This window comes from Aquabacterium sp. OR-4 (assembly GCF_025290835.2).
Lineage (GTDB): Bacteria > Pseudomonadota > Gammaproteobacteria > Burkholderiales > Burkholderiaceae_C > Pseudaquabacterium.
In genome coordinates this window covers 754,182-769,651 of the sequence record NZ_JAOCQD020000003.1, presented here as the reverse complement: position 1 = coordinate 769,651, position 15,470 = coordinate 754,182, and the positions used below count along the sequence as shown (strand labels likewise).

Genomic DNA, 15,470 nt, shown 5'->3' with positions numbered 1-15,470 from the left:
GCGCGAGAATGCGCCGCCATGAAGATCGGTGAACTGGCCGCGGCCCACCAGGTGCCGGTGGAAACGCTGCGCTACTACGAGCGCGAAGGCCTGCTGCCCGCCCCGGCGCGCAGCGAGGGCAACTACCGCATCTACGGCCCGGCGCATGCCGAGCGGCTGGCCTTCATCCGCCACTGCCGCTCGCTGGACATGGCGCTGGACGAGATCCGCGTGCTGCTGCGCTTCAAGGATTCGCCCGACGACCATTGCGCCGATGTCAACGGCCTGCTCGACCGCCACATCGCCGAGGTGGCCACGCGGCTGCGCGAACTCAGGCAGCTGGACAAGCAGCTCAAGGCCTTGCGTGCCTTGTGCGACAGCGGGCGCGACGCGGCGCACTGCGGCATCCTGCATGGACTGGCGCAGGCGGCGCGCAAGGCCTGAGCTCTCAGTCCAGCAGTTCCAGCTCTTCGTCGCCCAGGCGGTCGATGCGGCCGGTGCTGCGCCAGCCCAGGTGGCGGTAGAAGCCGTGCGAGCGCACGGCCGGATCGCTGGCGCAGCCGAGAAACAGGCGCGCGTGGCCCTGGCCGCGCAGCTGCTGCACCACGGCCTGCAGCAGGGCGCGGCCCAGGCCGGCGCCTTCGGCCTCGGGGCGCAGCGCCAGCACCACCACTTCGCCACTGGCGCAGTCGCCAAAGCAGTAGCCGTGCATCGTGGCGGCCGGGCCTTCGGCGATCACGCCCCACAGGCGCCCCTCGGCGATGTCTTGCGCCCAGCTGTCCACCGTGATGCCCAGGCTGCGCAGGCGCTCGACCGACACCGCGTTTTCACGCGTCTGGCCGCGCAGCAGCACGCAGGCGGCGGCATCGGCGGGCACGGCGGTGCGCAGCAGCGGCGAGGAGGAGGGCGGGGTCATGGTTGGCGCTCGCGGCGTGGTTTGGCGGTGGTGGCGCGCACCAGCAGACGCGGCGGCTCGGCCACCAGCATCGGCGCCGGGCCGTCGCCGCGCTGCGCGATCTCGTCGAGCAGCAGCTGCACGGCCAGGCGCGCGGCATCGGCGGTGGGCACGGCGATGGTGGTCAGGGCCGGGCGCATCTGGTGGGCAAGCTGGATGTCGGTGACGCCCACCACCGACAGCTCGGCCGGCACCTCGATGCCCAGGTCTACCGCCGCCTGCAGCACGCCCAGCGCCGGCAGGTCGTTGCTGGCAAACACCGCGGTGATGCCGGGCACGGCGGCCAGCAGGCTGTGCGCCGCGTTGCGGCCGTCGTCGATGCTGTCGCGGCCGTAGCGCACCTGGGCCGGCGGCAGCGGCAGGCCGGCGCGCGCCAGGGTCTGCTCGAAGCCGCGAAAGCGCCAGCGGTGGTTGCCGCTGGCCTCGCTGCCGACGATGGCACCGAACTGGCGGTGGCCCAGCTTCAGCAGGTGCTCGGCGGCCAGCACGCCGGCCTGCTCCATGTCGACCGCGATGCTGGGGATGGGCGGCGGCTCCTGCGGCCGCTCCCACATGCCCAGCACCATGGGCATGCCGCGCTGGCGCAGCGCGATCAGCTCGTCGGCATCCACGAAATCGGCGTTCATCACGATCACGCCGCTGGCCAGTGCACCGCCCACGGCGTCGAGGTAGGCGCGCTCCTGCTCGGGGTCGTCGTTGGTGTTGCACACCAGCAGAAAGTAGCCCTGGCGCCGCGCCGCGCGTTCGACCTCGAGCGCGAACTCGGGGTAGAACGGGTTGGCGATGCTGCTGACCATCAGCGCGATGGTGGATGGCCGGCCTTCGACCAGTGCGCGGGCCATCAGGTTGGGCCGGTAGCCCAGCTCGCGCGCGGCGGCCAGCACGCGCTCGCGGGTGGCCTCGCCCACCTTGCCGCGCCCGCGCATCACGTTCGAGACGGTGGCGGCGGTCACGCCGGCCTGGCGGGCCACGTCAACGAGGGTGGTCATGCAATGGGGGTGGGTAGGGGGAGGCGGGCGCGGCATGTTACCCGCGCCACTGCGCCAGGCCGGCCGGGGCGGCCGCAGGGGCGGCCCCGGGCGTTCAGCGGCAGCGTGGTGCCGCGGCGCGCAGGGCCTGCAGGCCCGGCAGCGCGCGGCCGCGGGCATCGAACAGCGTCTGGTTGGCCCAGCCGTTGATGTCGTTGGTGCGCCAGCCCGCACCGGGCACGGCCAGCCAGGCCGGCTCCCAGTAGAAGACGCCCAGGCCCTGCGGCGTGTCGGCCACGGCGCGGGCCACGTCCTGCAGCAGGGCCTGCTGGCCGGCCGGCGTGGCCGGGTAGCCCGACTTGCGCTGGGCCTCGGCGTTGAAGATCGCCGCGCCGCCCACCGGGTGATCGAGCTGCCAGCCGTAGGCGGTTTCCACCACCACCAGCGGCTTGCCGTAGCGGGCAGACAGGTGCTGCAGGTTGGCGCGCAGGCTGGCCAGGTCGTCGTGGAAATAGGGGTACCAGCTCAGGCCGATGACATCCATGCGCGCGCCGCTGTCGCGCAGCGCATCGAACATGCGCTCGAAGGTCTCGCGGCTGCGGCCGTCGCCCTGGTGGGCCAGGTGCACCATCACCGGCACACGCTGGCCGATGCGCGCCTCGGCGGCCTGCCAGCCGCGCACCGCGGCGGCCATCAGCGCCAGAAAGCCGCTCATGCCGCCGATGGCCTCGTCGGGCGTCTCGCGCCAGGTCTTGCCGTCGGGCCACAGCATGCCGCCGTTGATCTCGTTGCCCAGTTGCACCATGTCGGGCGTCACGCCGGCCTCGTGCAGGCGCAGCAGCACCTCGGTGGTGTAGGCCTGGACCGCGTCGGCCAGCGCCGTGCCGCTGAGCGTGCGCCAGGCCTGCGGCTTGCGCTGGTGGGCGGGGTCGGCCCAGAAGTCGCTGTAGTGGATGTCGAGCAGCCACTTCATGCCCTGCTGGCGCAGGCGCCGGGCCAGGCGGATGGTCAGCGCCAGGTCGTTGCTGCCGCCGCCCACCGGCTCGCCGCGGCGCGAGACCAGGCGCTCGCCCTCGCGCACATCGTCGGCGTTCACCGGGGTGTGCCACAGGCGCAGCCGGCCCCAGTCGAAGCCGGCGCCGTGCAGCAGCCCCAACGCCTCGGCCGGGCGGCCCTGGGCATCGGCAAAACGCCCGCCGCCGTGCTCAACCGCCTCCAGCATCGAGACATCGGCGCCCACGATGAAGCCCCGCGCATGCTGGGTGACGGCGGGTGGGCAGGCGTTGGCGTTGGCGTTGGCGTTGGCCTGGCCCGGCAGCCAGGCGGCCGTGGCCAGGCCCAGGCTCAGCTGGCGGCGGTTGAGGGTCATGGTGGGGTGCGTCCGGGCGTCAGTGGGCGGGGGGTAAGTGGCAGAGGCAGCCGGTGCCGGCTCAGAGCTTGTAGCTCACGCCCACGTTGATGCGGCGGCCGAAGCGGAAGTTCTCCTGGTTCACCGGGTTCAGCGGGTCGGTGTAGGTGACGGTCTGGTTGCCCAGGTTCTCGACGCCGAAGCGCAGCTGCCACTGGTCGGTGAGTTTCTGCGACAGGTTCAGCGAGACCCAGGTCTCGGCGCCGTTGATCTGGAAGCGGGTCGAGTCCCAGGTGGGCGCGCGGTTGTAGGCGCTGTGGTGGTTGACCGCCAGCCGCGCCTCGAAGCCCTGGCGCTCGTACCACAGCGTGAGGCCGCCGTTGTCCTTCATCAGGCCGTTGGTGGCGATGGGCCGGAAGCTGGCGCCCGAGGCGTCGCCGTTCTCCTGGATGCTGCTGCGGGTGTAGGTGTAGTTGGCAAACACGCCCAGGCCGTTCCAGGGCTCGGGCAGGGTGCTGAAGGCCTGCTGGTAGACCAGCTCCAGGCCCGAGACATGGCCCTTGCCGGCATTGATCTGCTGCGTGAAGAAGGCCTGCTGGCCGCCCCAGGTGCCGGCCACGCTGCTCATGCCGATGTAGTCGGACACCTTCTTGTAGAACAGGCCGGCCGACAGCAGGCCGCCCTTGGCGAAGAAGCGCTGGAAGGTCAGGTCGATCTGGTCGGCCATCATCGGTTTCAGGCGCGGGTTGCCGCCCGAGATGCGGGCCACCGGCTGCGGGCCGCTGTTGTCGATCCAGATCGTCTGTGCCGCGCTCATCACATCCAGCGGCGCACGCGACATGGCACGCGCCAGACCCAGGCGCAGCTGGTTGACGTCGCGCTCGTCCAGGCTCAGCACCCAGTTGGCGCTGGGCAGGGCGCGGGTGTGCTTGAGGCCGTCGGACACCGCGGTGAGCGTGCTGGCGCCGGGCAGCCAGGACATGCCGTAGCCGGTCTGCTCGGTCTGCACCACGCGCAGGCCGGCATTGCCGCGCCAGCCCAGGCCGCCCAGCTGACCGCTGAAATCGCCCTGCACAAACAGCGCCAGATTGCGTTCGGCGGCGCGCCAGTTGCGGTCGCGCAGATCGCTGTCGGTGGCACTGCGGCCGGCGGCGCTGAGCGCCGAGGCGCCGAACAGCCGCGCCACCGCGGCGCGGAAATCACCCTGCAGGGCCACGAAGTCGGGGCGGCCGTCCACCTGCACGCGGCTGAGGTCGGCGGCGGTGATGCTGGCATTGCTGCCGTAGTTCCACGACACCTGCTCGTAGCCCTTCTCGCGCTGCGTGGCGCGCAGGCCGACGCTCAGCTTGCTGAGCGGGCTGCCGTCGACCTTGCGGCTCAGCGTGAGCAGCTGCGAATCGAGCTCATCCTTCAGCCGGCCGCTGTAGGTGGGGCCCCAGGTCTCGGAGATGGCGCCGGCGTAGCCGGCCGGGTTGCCGGTGTCCTGGCTGAAGCTGTAGTTCATCCACTGGTCGCGGGCGAAGTTCCAGCTCAGCGCGCCGCTGGCGGGCAGGTTCAGGGCCACGGCCGACCACAGCGTGTCGCGGTCGGCGCGCGAGCTGGCCACATCGGCCTCGAGCGACCAGGCGCCGCGCTTCCACTTGGCGTTCAGGCCGCCGGCCAGGTTGCGCATGTCCTGCTGCCACAGGCCCTGGATGGTGTTGACCGAGGCGCCGGCCAGCGTGGCACCGGTGATGTAGCCGTTGTCGCGCTGCACCTGGCTGAAGCTGCCGCTGCGCCAGCCGTTCCAGTTGCCGGTGTCGGCCGTGTGGTACAGCTCGGGCTCGTCGATCTTGGAGCGCGCGTGGTACAGGTCGGCGCTGAGCAGCCAGTCGGCGCCGGGCCGTGCCTCGAGCTTGGCCAGCACCGACGAGCGGGTGTTGGTGCCGCGCTTGACCTTGTGCTGGAAACCCCAGGACTCCTTGCCCAGCGCGGGGTCGTTGTTGTTCTCGTTGAAGCCCCAGTTGCGCAGGCTGTCTTCCACCGAGGGCTGGTCGTAATGGCTGAAGGCGATGGCCAGACCCAGCGTGCGGTTGGCAAACTGGTCGATGTAGATGCCGCCCAGGCGCGGCGCCACCTTCTTGGCACCATCGATCTGGCTGCTGAGCTGGTAGTACACCGCGTCGGCCTTCAGCGAGGCCGCACGCGCGCTGTGGGCCAGCGGCGAGACGGTCTGCAGATCGATGGTGGTGGCGATGCCGCCTTCCACGATGTCGGCCTGCTGGGTCTTGTAGACCGTGGCGCCCGAGATCGACTCGCTGGGAAACATCTCGAAGCGCACCGCGCGGTCGGGCTCGGTGGTGGCGAATTCGCGGCCGTTGAGCGTGGCACCGATGAAGCGCGGGCCCAGGCCGCGCGCCACCACCTGGCTGGCGTTGCCGCGGTCGACCCCGGCGGCCAGGCCGGGCAGGCGGGCCAGCGATTCGGCAATGGTGGTGTCGGGCAGCTTGCCGATGTCTTCGGCGGCGATCACCTCCACCTGGCCGGTGGCGTTTTCCTTGTTCTGCAGCGCGCTGCGCATGGCCGCGCGAATGCCGGTGACGGTGACGCTTTGCGCCGACGCCGCGTCCGGCCCGGCCGTTGCCGTGGTGCTCGCGGTGGCCGCGGTTGCCGCGGCCGGCGGCGTGGTGCTGGCGGTCTGCGCGCCGGCCAGCGCCGGCAGGCAGCAGATGGCGTGGATCAGCAGACTCAGGCGCAGGGGACGGCTCGGAAGGGATTGGCGCATGCGGGTCTCCGTGGGGTCGTGGTCGAACGGGTCAAACGATTCATCCAGCGGCAGCCGGATGAATCGCCTTGTTGCAGGCTGCACCTGCAATCCTTGGGTATCGGTTTGATTTTTGGCGCGGCTTAATCGCTTAAGCTTTTGCGCATTGTTGGCCTGTGGCGGTGCTTGCGTATCGGGGCATACCCGGCTGTGTGGCGCTGGCGCCCAACAGGCGGCCGGCGCGGCCGGATCGAGCGCTCTCTTGAGGCACTGACCGGGGCACTCACCGGGGCCTTGTCCGAGCTTTGTCCGGGCCTTGTTCGGGCCCGATCCAAGCCCAGTCCAGGCCATTTCGGGACCCGGCCCGAACCGCCTTGGCGCCAGCCCTTGCAGCCGCCGAGGCCGGCCGAGTCAGCCGCCGTGGCTAGGCCATGGACGCCGGCTCCGGCAACAGCCAGGCCGCCACGCCGGCGGGTGGCAGGGCGCGGCCACCCAGCGCAAACACCGCATCGGGCGGGGCCGGCACATTGGCCGTGCCCGGGCCGTGGTTGAACGCGAACTGCCAGCGGCCGCGGCGGCGCAGGCGCAGGCCGCTGCCGCCGGCCGTCAAGGCCTGGGGGGCCAGGCCGGCCTGGCGGGCGGCATCGGCCAGCCAGCGCTGCAGCGTGGCCGCATCCACCACGCCGGCATGGGCCTGCCAGCGGCCGCGGGCCAGGCGGGCCGGCCAGCCATCGGCGTGGCGGTCGAGCACCTGGGTGTCGCGCTGCGGCTCGAGCAGGTCGCGCCAGCGCCGGGTATGGGACGCGGCCTGGCCTTCGCCACCGCCACCGCCACCGCCACCGCCACCGCCGCCACCGCCACCGGCGCCGCCAGGCACCAGCGCCACGCGCAGTCCGGGGCGCAGCGATTCCACGCCACGCAGGGCCATCGGCAGCGCCGCCGCCAGCGGCCCGGGCGGCAGCGGATCGCTGATCGCCATGTGCGCCGTCTTGCTGGCGGTGCGTGGGCCCAGCACCACCACGGCCTGGGCCGCGGTCAAGCGCGCGGCCAGTGCGTCGTCCACATGCAGCATGCCGGCCACCACCACCAGCGCGTAGCCCGACAGCTCGGTCTGCGGGCCGATCAGGTCGATGTCCAGTCCCAGCTGGCGCAGCGCCGAGTAGTAGGCAAAAGGCAGGCCCAGCGGCGCCATGTCGGCCCCGTGCGGCTGGATCTGCGCCATCCACAGCGAGGGGTAGTCGATCAGCAAGGCCACGCGCGCCGGCTGCGTGGCCAGGGCCTGAGCGGCGGCATCGGCGGCAGCGGCCCGGGTTTCAGCGGCCCCGGGCGCCGCGGCCATGGCCGGGCGGGCAAGGCCGGCCTCGCCGGCCAGTGCCGCGAGCAGTGCGTGGCGCTCGCTGGCCACCTGCGCGGCCTCGTCGGCACCGCTGTCGCGGCGGCCATCGGGCAGGTGCAGGCCCGAGTGCAGCTGCTCCTGCGCATAGGGCAGCTGCCGCCAGCGGAAGTACGACACCAGCTCGGCGCCGTGGGCAAAGGCTTCCCAGGTCCATGCGCGCACCATGCCCGGCTGGGGCAGGGCGTTCCACGGCGCCCAGTTCACCGGGCCGGCCTGCTGCTCCATCACCCACATCCGGCCGCGGCCGATGCCGCGGTACAGGTCGTGGTGAAAGGCCGCCAGGTCGGGATGGCCGGTGCGCGCCCAGCGCAGGCGCTCGTCCTCGTCGAGAAAGGGCGCCACCTCGGTGTGGCCCAGCGGGTAGTTGTCCCAGGCCGCCACATCCAGATCGTCGGCCATCGCATGGTGGTCGAAATCGGCAAACAGGCCCATGAAGTTGTGCAGCAGCGGCCGGCCCGGCGCGTGCTGGCGCAGCAGCCCGGTCTGCAGGCGGTTGAAGCGCAGCACCTCGTCGGAGGCAAAGCGCCGCCAGTCGATCTCGTGCGCCGGCAGCGCGGGCGCCGGCAGGCCCACCGGAAAGCCCACATCGTCAAAGCTGCGCAGCTGCAGGCCCCAGAAGGCCGTGCCCCAGGCCTGGTTGAGCGCCGCCACCGTGCCGTAGCGCTCGGCCAGCCAGCGCCTGAACGCCGCCAGCGCCGCCGGGCTGTAGCTCAGCGTGGTGTCGTGGCAGCCGTATTCGTTGTCGGTCTGCCAGGCGATGACCGCCGGGTGCGCGCCGTAGCGCCGCGCCATGGCCTCCACCACGCGCCGCGTGGCGACATGCAGCGACGGGCTGCTGAAGCAGTAGTGCCGGCGCGAGCCAAAGCCCTTGGCGCGGCCGCGCGCGTCGAGCGGCAGCACATCGCCATGGTCGAGCGCCAGCCAGGCCGGGGGGGCGGCGGTGGGCGTGCCCAGCACCACCTTCAGGCCCTCGGCGGCCAGCGTGTCGATCGCGCGGTCGAGCCAGGCCCAGTCAAAGCGGCCCGGCTCGGGCTCGATGCGCGACCAGGCGAACTCGGCAATGCGCACCGTCTGCAGGCCCAGCTCGCGCATCGCGCGCGCATCGGCGGCCCAGCGCGATTCGGGCCACTGCTCGGGGTAGTAGCAGACGCCCAGCGACAGGGGCGGCAAGGCCGTTTCAGGCGCCAGTCCCGGCGCGGCCGGCTGGGCGGTAAGCGGGGCCTCGGTGGCGGGCTGGTGAGCACCGGGCGGCTGGGCGCCGGGATGCGGGGCCCCGGGCTGAGTCACGCCGGTCGGTTGCACGCCGGTCGGTTGCACGCCGGTCTGTTGGGCCCCGGGCAGTTGCGCGGCCGTGTCAGGCAGAGGTTCAGGCTTGTCCATGTGCATCATTTAATCGCTTAACTTGGATTGGACGCAATCGCGAACCGCCTTGTCAACCGATGCCCCCGCGTCGGCGCCCGGCCCGGCCTGCGCACTGGCCCGCGCCAGACGCTGTCGTACGAGGAGAATGCGACAATGTCTGGCCCCACCCAGGGACTTTCCCTGATTGCCAGCCCGGTCTCGGCGGAGTGCAATTTGCGAGACTTAATCGTTTAATCCAAGCCGCTCTTGAGCCCTCTCTCTTCTCTGACCCTGCGTGTGCCGGCCCAAGCCGAGCCGCCCGAGCGCGACTTCCTCAACCTGGGCCACCATGGCCGCCCCGGGCGCAGCCTGGCCGTGCACAGCCAGGGCCTCGAGCTCGATGGCCGCCCCTGGCTGCCGATCATGGGCGAGTTTCACTACAGCCGCTGCCCGGCCGACGAGTGGCCGCTCGAGCTGGCCAAGCTGCGCGCCGGCGGCGTGACCGTGGTGGCCAGCTACGTGATCTGGAACCACCACGAGCCGCAGCCCGGCCAGTGGCAGTGGGATGGGCAGCGCGACCTGCGCCGCTTTGTGCAGCTGGCGCACGAAGCCGGCCTGATGGTCTACCTGCGCCCCGGGCCGTGGGTGCATGCCGAGGTGCGGCATGGCGGTTTTCCGCGCTGGCTGGTGGCCGGCGGCGGCCCGCTGCGCTGCAACGACCCCGCCTATCTGGCCCGCGTGCAGTCGCTGTACACCCAGGTGGGCTGGCAGGTGCAAGGCCTGCTGTGGCAGGACGGCGGCCCGGTCATCGGCCTGCAGATCGAGAACGAATACGGCAGCCAGGGCCCCGGCTGCGGCGCCGAGCACATTGCCGAGCTCAAGCGCCTGGCCGTGATGGCCGGCCTGACCGTGCCGCTGTACACCGTGACCGGATGGCCCACGCTCGACATCCCGGCGCGCGAGGTGCTGCCGGTCTCGGGCGCCTATGCCGACGGCTTCTGGCAGGGCTCGCGCGAGCCGCTGCCGCCGTCGGGCGTGTTCCTGTTCAACACCCGGCGGGTGATCGGCGAAATGGGCAATGTCGACGGCACGCCGGCCCAGGGCCTGATCGACCCGGCGCGCTACCCCTTCTGCCTGGCCGAGGCCGGTGGCGGCATGCACCAGAGCTACCACCGCCGCCCGGTGGTGACCGCCGACGATGCCTACGCCACCGCGCTGGTGCAGATCGGCTCAGGCGCCAACCTGTACGGCTACTACATGTACCACGGCGGCACCAACCCGGTCTGCCCCACCGGGCCGCTGAACGAGACCCAGGCCACCGGCTATCCCAACGACGTGCCGCAATGGGGTTACGACTTCCAGGCGCCGCTGGGCCAGTACGGCCAGGTGCGGCCGGCCTGGGGCCGGCTGCGCCTGCTGCACCAGCTGTGCGCCGCCTTCGGCGACCAGCTCGCGCCCCTGCCGGCGGTGCTGCCCGAGACCGGCCCGTTCGATCCGGCCGACCGCCGCCTGCCGCGCGTGGCCTTGCGCGCACTGGGGGCGCAGGGCGCCGATCTGCACGGCTTCCTGTTCTTCAACCACCATGTGCGCCACCATGCCCTGCCGCCCAGCGAGCCGCTGCGGCTGAGCCTGAAAACCGACGCCGGCACCGCGCTGGGCCTGCCGCTGAAGCAGCCGCTGCACCTGCAGCCCGGCATGGCCTTCGTGTGGCCGCTGGGCCTGCGCCTGGGCGCCGCGCGCCTGCGCCACGCCACGCTGCAACCCTTCACCCGCTGGCAAGACAGCGACGGCAGCGAGGTGCTGGTGCTGGTGGCCCTGCCGGGCGTGCCGCTGGAGATCGTGCTCGACGCCGAGGGCCTGGCCACGCTCGACCACGGCCCGCTGGCCGCCGAGCCCTGCGCCGGCGGCACGCTGGCCCATGCCCCCGCGCTGGCCGCGCCGGCCCTGCTGATCGCCACCGATGCCGCTGGCCGCCGCCACCGCCTGCTGCTGCTGCCCCAGGCCGACGCCGAGCGCTGCCAGCACCTGCACTGGCAGGGCCGCGACCGCTTGCTGCGCAGCAGCCACCCGCTGGCCAGCCTGCCGGCCGACGGCCCGGTGCTGCTGCGCGCCGGCCACCAGGCCGCCGAGCTGGCCGTGTGGCCGGCCGACGAACTCACCCTGCCCGGCATGAGCGCCGACCCAGCGGGCCAGGCCGGCTGGGCGGTGCGCCACTGGCCCGCCGATCCGTCTGCCGGCCCCTGGGCCTTGACCCCGTCCTGCCTGCAGCCGCCCGGCGCGCCCGCGCCGCTGCGCTGGGGCCCGCCGGTGGCCTGGCGCGACGGCCCGGTGCCCCTGGTGCCCGACGAAGCCCACCACGCCCAGGCCGGCCGCTGGCGGCTGCCGCTGCCCGACGACCTGGCCTGCCAGCCGGCCGCCGGCGAGCGCGCCTGGCTGCAGCTGCAGTGGCATGGCGACGTGGCGCGCCTGTGGGTCGACGGCGTGCTGGTGGACGACCGCTTCGGCGACGGCTCGCCGTGGACCATCGGCCTGCACCGCTGGCTGGGCCAGGGCCACCGCCCGCGCATCGAAGTCAGCATCCTGCCGCTGGATGCGCAGCTGCCGGTGTTTCTGGAGCCGGGCGCGCGCATCGCCGGCGCCGGCATCGCCCAGGCCAGCCTGTCGCTCGAACGCCAGCTGCGGCTGCTGGCGCCCGCGCCCAGCGCCAGCGAAAGCGCCTGATGGCCGGCCTCATCTTCGACCGCCTGGGCAAGGCCTACGGCAGCGCGCAGCAGCCGGTGGAGAGCGTGCGCGATGTCAGCCTGGAGATTGCCGACGGCGAGTTCTGCGTCTTCGTCGGGCCCAGCGGCTGCGGCAAATCCACCCTGCTGCGCATGGTGGCCGGGCTCGAGAACATCACCCGCGGCGAGCTGCGCATCGGCGGCCAGCGCGTCAACGAGCTGGCGCCCAGCGAGCGCGATGTGGCCATGGTGTTCCAGAGCTACGCGCTCTACCCGCACCTGGACGTGGCCGACAACCTGGGCTTTGCGATGCGCATCGCCGGCACGCCGGCGGCCGAGCGCCAGCAGCGCGTGGCCGAGGTGGCGCGCCTGCTGCAGATCGATCACCTGCTGGCGCGCAAGCCGCGCGAGCTGTCGGGCGGCCAGCGCCAGCGCGTGGCCATCGGCCGGGCCATGGTGCGCCAGCCCGGCGTGTTCCTGTTCGACGAGCCGCTGTCCAACCTCGATGCCGGCCTGCGCGAGCAGACCCGGCGCGAAATCGCCCGCCTGCACCGCGCCCAGGGCCGCGCCGCGTCGATCTATGTCACGCACGACCAGGTCGAGGCCATGACCCTGGCCGACCGCATGGTGCTGCTGCAGCCGCTGGCCGCCGCCGATGCGCGCCGCGGCAGCGTGGCGCAGCAAGGCGCGCCGATGGACCTGTACCTGCGCCCCAGAAACCGCTTCGTGGCCGGCTTTCTGGGCTCGCCACGCATGAACTTCGTGCCCGCCCGGGTGCGCCAGCGTGATGCGCTGGGCGTGCAGGTGCAGCTGCCGAACGACCAGACCCTGCATCTGCCGCACAACCCGCAGCACCTGGCCGACGGCGAGGCCGTGACCCTGGGCCTGCGCCCCGAGCACCTGTGCCCCGTGCCGCCCGACGGCCTGCCCGGCCACCTGCAGCCGCTGGCGGCGCGCGTGCAGTGGCGCGAGCTGCTGGGCGACCAGGTGCTGCTGTACCTGGAGGGCCCGGGCACCGAGCTGGTGCTGGCCCTGCCGGGCAGCGGCGACGGCCCGGGCACGCCGCAGCCGGGCGAGGTGCTGCACCTGGCAGCGCCGCTGGCCCGTGTGCACCTGTTCAACGCCGACGATGAGGCGGTGCCGCTGCTGGCCCCCCACACCGGCGCCGCCGCATGAAACGCCGCCTGGCACTGCAGGGCAGCCTGGCCGCCAGCGGCCTGGCCCTGGCCCCCGGCCTGCGCGCCCAGGCCCCAGCGCCGCTGGTGGTGTGGATCAATGGCGACAAGGGTTACGAGGGCATCGCCCGCATGGCCGAGGCCTTCACCCGCCACACCGGCGTGCCGGTGCGGGTGGATCACCCGGAAGGCGCGGTGTCCAAGTTCGAGCAGGCCTCGGCCGCCGGCAAGGGCCCCGACATCTGGATCTGGCCCCATGACCGCGCCGGCGGCTGGGCCGCCTCGGGCCTGATCCGGCCGGTGGCCCCGGCACGCCGCACCCTGGATGCGATCTCGCCGCTGGCCTGGTCGGCCTGGCGGCTGAACGGCCGCATCTGGGGCTGGCCCATCGCCATCGAGAGCGTGGCCCTGCTGGTCAACCTCGACCTGGTGCCCGAGCCGCCACGCCAGTGGGATGAGCTGTTCGCCATCGACCGCCGCCTGCGCAGCAGCGGCCGCCGCGCCATCATGTGGCCCTACAACGAGTTCTACTACGCCTACGGCCTGGTCTCGGCCGGTGGCGGCTATGCCTTTGCCCGCCGCGCCGATGGCAGCTGGAACGCCGCCGACAACGGCGTCGCCCATGCCGGCTCGCAGCGTGGCCTGGGCCTGCTCAAGCGCCTGGTCGACGAAGGCCTGGTGCCCCGCACGGCCACCTATGCCGAAAGCGAAGCGGCCATGAACGAAGGCCGCGTGGCCATGACCATCAACGGCCCGTGGGCCTGGAACAACCTGCGCCGCAGCGGCCTGCGCGTGGCCGCGGCGCCGCTGCCCGGCATCCAGCGCCAGCCCGGCCGGCCGATGGTGGGCGTGCTGGGCGCGATGATCGCCACCGCCAGCCGCCAGCCGGTGCTGGCGGCCGAGTTCATCGAGCACTGGCTGATCAGCGAAGCCGGCCTGCGCGCCATGCATGCGCATGTGCCGCTGGGCGTGCCGGCCAACCTGGCACTGGCCGAGCAGCTGCGCAGCGGCGACGCCCTGGTCAGCGGCACCATGGCCGCCGCCAGCGTGGGCGAGCCCATGCCCAACATCCCCGAGATGAGCCGCTACTGGAGCGCCATGAACGCCGCGGTGCAAAGCGTCACCCAGGGCCGCGAGACCGTGACCGACGCGCTGGGCCGCGCCGCCCGCCGCGTGGCCGGTGGAGGCCCCGCATGAGGCCCGCCAAAGCGCGCCAGCCCAACGGGCAGGCGCCCCGAGGCCACTGGGCCGACCCCAGCCGCTGGAGCGCACTGGCGCTGCATGCACTGGCCCTGAGCGCCGTGCTGGGCCTGCTGGGCCTGGCCCAGCAGATGTGGCGCCTGCGCCAGCCCGGCTGGGCCCTGGGCCTGCTGCTGGCCGCCGGCCTGCTGCTGATGGTGCAGTGCATGCGCCGCCTGCAGGCCTGGCGCTACGTGCTGCCCGGCGTATTGGCGGTGCTGGTGTTCGTGGTGCTGCCGATGGGTTTCACGGTGGCCATCGGCCTGACCAACTACAGCTCGCAGCACCTGCTCGACTTCGACCGCGCCACCCGCGTGCTGCTCGAGCGCACCGACAGCCGCGGCCTGGGCATGGACATCGCGCTGCACCGCACCGGCCCGGCGCCCGACGCCCCGCTGCAGGCCTGGCTGCACGGCGACGATGGCCGCGCCTGGGTCAGCGCCCCCTTCGAGGCCACGGCCCAGGGCGCCGACCGTGCCCTCGCGCAGCCCGGCGCCGCCCTGGCGGCCGCCGCGCCGCCCGCACGCCCGCGCATCGCGCTGCGCGAAGCCGGCCCCGACGACACCGCCCGCGGCCGCGCACTGACCGCGCGCGAGCTGGTGGCGCGCCTGCCGGCGCTGCAGGCGCTCGACTTCCACAGCCCCGACGGCCTGGCCTGGCGCCTGGCCAGCCTGCACCGGGTGTCCGACCAGTCGCCGCGCTACCAGCGCATCGACGCGGCCACGCTGCGCGACCTGACCGATGGCCGCCCGGTGCGGGCCGACCACGCCGCCGGCCAGTGGCGTGACGCCGAAGGCCGCGCGCTCGAACCGGGCTTTCGCACCGCGGTGGGCCTGGACAACTACCGCCGCATCTTCGGCGACGCACGCTTTTTCGGGCCCTTTGCGCGCGTGTTCGCCTGGACCCTGGCCTTCGCCGCGCTGAACACCCTGCTCACCTTCGGCCTGGGCCTGCTGCTGGCGGTGGCGCTGAACTGGGAGGCGCTGCGCGGCAAGGCCTTCTACCGCGTGGCGCTGTTCCTGCCCTATGCGGTGCCGGCCTTCATCTCGATCCCGATCTTCCGCGGCCTGTTCAACGAGAACCTGGGCGAGATCAACCTGGTGCTCGACCTGCTGCTGGGCATCCGCCCGGGCTGGTTCAGCGACGCCACGCTGGCCCGCAGCATGGTGCTGGTGGTCAACACCTGGCTGGGCTACCCGTACATGATGATCCTGGCCATGGGCCTGCTGAAGGCCATCCCCGAAGACCTGTACGAAGCCTCGGCGATGGCCGGCGCCGGCCCGCTGGACAACCTGCGCCGCATCACGCTGCCGCTGGTGGCGCGGCCGATGGCGCCGCTGCTGATCGCCTCGTTCGCGACCAACTTCAACAACCTCACGCTGATCGCCCTGCTCACCGAGGGCGCCCCCGACTACCTCGACACCGATGTGCCGGTGGGCGCCACCGACCTGCTGGCCAGCTACACCTACCGCATCGCGTTCTCCGATGGCGGGCAGAACTTCGCGCTGGCCTGCGCCATCTCCACCCTGGTGTTTGCCATCGTCGCGCTGCTGGCGGTGGTGAACCTGCGCCTGTTCGGCGCCCGCCGCTGAGCCGCCCGCGCGCC

10 protein-coding genes are annotated in these 15,470 nt (G+C 72.9%); 5 read left to right on the top strand and 5 right to left on the bottom strand.

Features of this window, described 5'->3' with window-relative positions:
* Nucleotides 1–18: 18 nt before the first annotated feature.
* The gene (cadR, locus tag N4G63_RS25150) at nucleotides 19–423 is read left to right on the top strand and encodes a Cd(II)/Pb(II)-responsive transcriptional regulator (RefSeq protein WP_260789714.1); all 405 of its coding nucleotides are present in this window, start codon (nucleotides 19–21) and stop codon (nucleotides 421–423) included.
* 4 nt (nucleotides 424–427) lie between these two features.
* Here the strand turns inward: cadR and N4G63_RS25145 are convergent, their stop codons facing one another.
* From N4G63_RS25145 to N4G63_RS25125, 5 genes are all read right to left on the bottom strand, one after another.
* Nucleotides 428–895 (bottom strand): GNAT family N-acetyltransferase, encoded by a 468-nt coding sequence (locus tag N4G63_RS25145; protein WP_260789713.1) that lies wholly within the window; start codon nucleotides 893–895, stop codon nucleotides 428–430.
* Complete coding sequence (locus N4G63_RS25140; RefSeq protein WP_260789712.1) at nucleotides 892–1,923, bottom strand: LacI family DNA-binding transcriptional regulator; 1,032 nt, start codon at nucleotides 1,921–1,923, stop codon at nucleotides 892–894. Before N4G63_RS25140 ends, N4G63_RS25145 begins: the two co-directional genes overlap by 4 nt.
* A 94-nt stretch (nucleotides 1,924–2,017) precedes the next feature.
* Nucleotides 2,018–3,271 carry a glycoside hydrolase family 53 protein gene (locus N4G63_RS25135; protein WP_314600284.1) on the bottom strand — a complete coding sequence of 418 codons (1,254 nt, stop codon included), beginning with the start codon at nucleotides 3,269–3,271 and terminating at the stop codon, nucleotides 2,018–2,020.
* 61 nt (nucleotides 3,272–3,332) lie between these two features.
* The gene (locus N4G63_RS25130; protein ID WP_260789710.1) at nucleotides 3,333–6,014 is read right to left on the bottom strand and encodes a TonB-dependent receptor; all 2,682 of its coding nucleotides are present in this window, start codon (nucleotides 6,012–6,014) and stop codon (nucleotides 3,333–3,335) included.
* Between the two features lie 403 nt (nucleotides 6,015–6,417).
* On the bottom strand, nucleotides 6,418–8,550 hold the full coding sequence (locus N4G63_RS25125) for a beta-galactosidase (protein ID WP_260790207.1): 2,133 nt from the start codon (nucleotides 8,548–8,550) through the stop codon (nucleotides 6,418–6,420).
* A 477-nt stretch (nucleotides 8,551–9,027) separates the two neighbouring features.
* Here N4G63_RS25125 and N4G63_RS25120 point away from each other — a divergent pair, with 477 nt between their 5' ends.
* From N4G63_RS25120 to malF, 4 genes are read left to right on the top strand one after another with little or no spacing between them, the layout of a single operon-like run.
* Nucleotides 9,028–11,451 (top strand): beta-galactosidase, encoded by a 2,424-nt coding sequence (locus N4G63_RS25120; protein ID WP_260789709.1) that lies wholly within the window; start codon nucleotides 9,028–9,030, stop codon nucleotides 11,449–11,451.
* On the top strand, nucleotides 11,451–12,626 hold the full coding sequence (locus tag N4G63_RS25115; RefSeq protein ID WP_260789708.1) for an ABC transporter ATP-binding protein: 1,176 nt from the start codon (nucleotides 11,451–11,453) through the stop codon (nucleotides 12,624–12,626). The genes N4G63_RS25120 and N4G63_RS25115 overlap by 1 nt, the downstream gene beginning before the upstream one ends.
* Nucleotides 12,623–13,822: a maltose/maltodextrin ABC transporter substrate-binding protein MalE gene (gene malE, locus N4G63_RS25110; RefSeq protein WP_260789707.1), complete on the top strand. Its 1,200-nt coding sequence runs from the start codon at nucleotides 12,623–12,625 to the stop codon at nucleotides 13,820–13,822. The genes N4G63_RS25115 and malE overlap by 4 nt, the downstream gene beginning before the upstream one ends.
* Nucleotides 13,819–15,456, top strand: a complete 1,638-nt coding sequence (gene malF / locus N4G63_RS25105; protein WP_260789706.1) for a maltose ABC transporter permease MalF — start codon at nucleotides 13,819–13,821, stop codon at nucleotides 15,454–15,456. The genes malE and malF overlap by 4 nt, the downstream gene beginning before the upstream one ends.
* Nucleotides 15,457–15,470 lie beyond the last annotated feature (14 nt).

Excerpts from the sequence above, each read along its gene's own strand:
- cadR (WP_260789714.1), top strand. The coding sequence starts at position 19 with ATGAAGATCGGTGAACTGGCCGCGGCCCACCAGGTGCCGGTGGAAACG.
- N4G63_RS25145 (WP_260789713.1), bottom strand. The coding sequence starts at position 895 with ATGACCCCGCCCTCCTCCTCGCCGCTGCTGCGCACCGCCGTGCCCGCC.
- N4G63_RS25140 (WP_260789712.1), bottom strand. The coding sequence starts at position 1,923 with ATGACCACCCTCGTTGACGTGGCCCGCCAGGCCGGCGTGACCGCCGCC.
- N4G63_RS25135 (WP_314600284.1), bottom strand. The coding sequence starts at position 3,271 with ATGACCCTCAACCGCCGCCAGCTGAGCCTGGGCCTGGCCACGGCCGCC.
- N4G63_RS25130 (WP_260789710.1), bottom strand. The coding sequence starts at position 6,014 with ATGCGCCAATCCCTTCCGAGCCGTCCCCTGCGCCTGAGTCTGCTGATC.
- N4G63_RS25115 (WP_260789708.1), top strand. The coding sequence starts at position 11,451 with ATGGCCGGCCTCATCTTCGACCGCCTGGGCAAGGCCTACGGCAGCGCG.
- malE (WP_260789707.1), top strand. The coding sequence starts at position 12,623 with ATGAAACGCCGCCTGGCACTGCAGGGCAGCCTGGCCGCCAGCGGCCTG.
- malF (WP_260789706.1), top strand. The coding sequence starts at position 13,819 with ATGAGGCCCGCCAAAGCGCGCCAGCCCAACGGGCAGGCGCCCCGAGGC.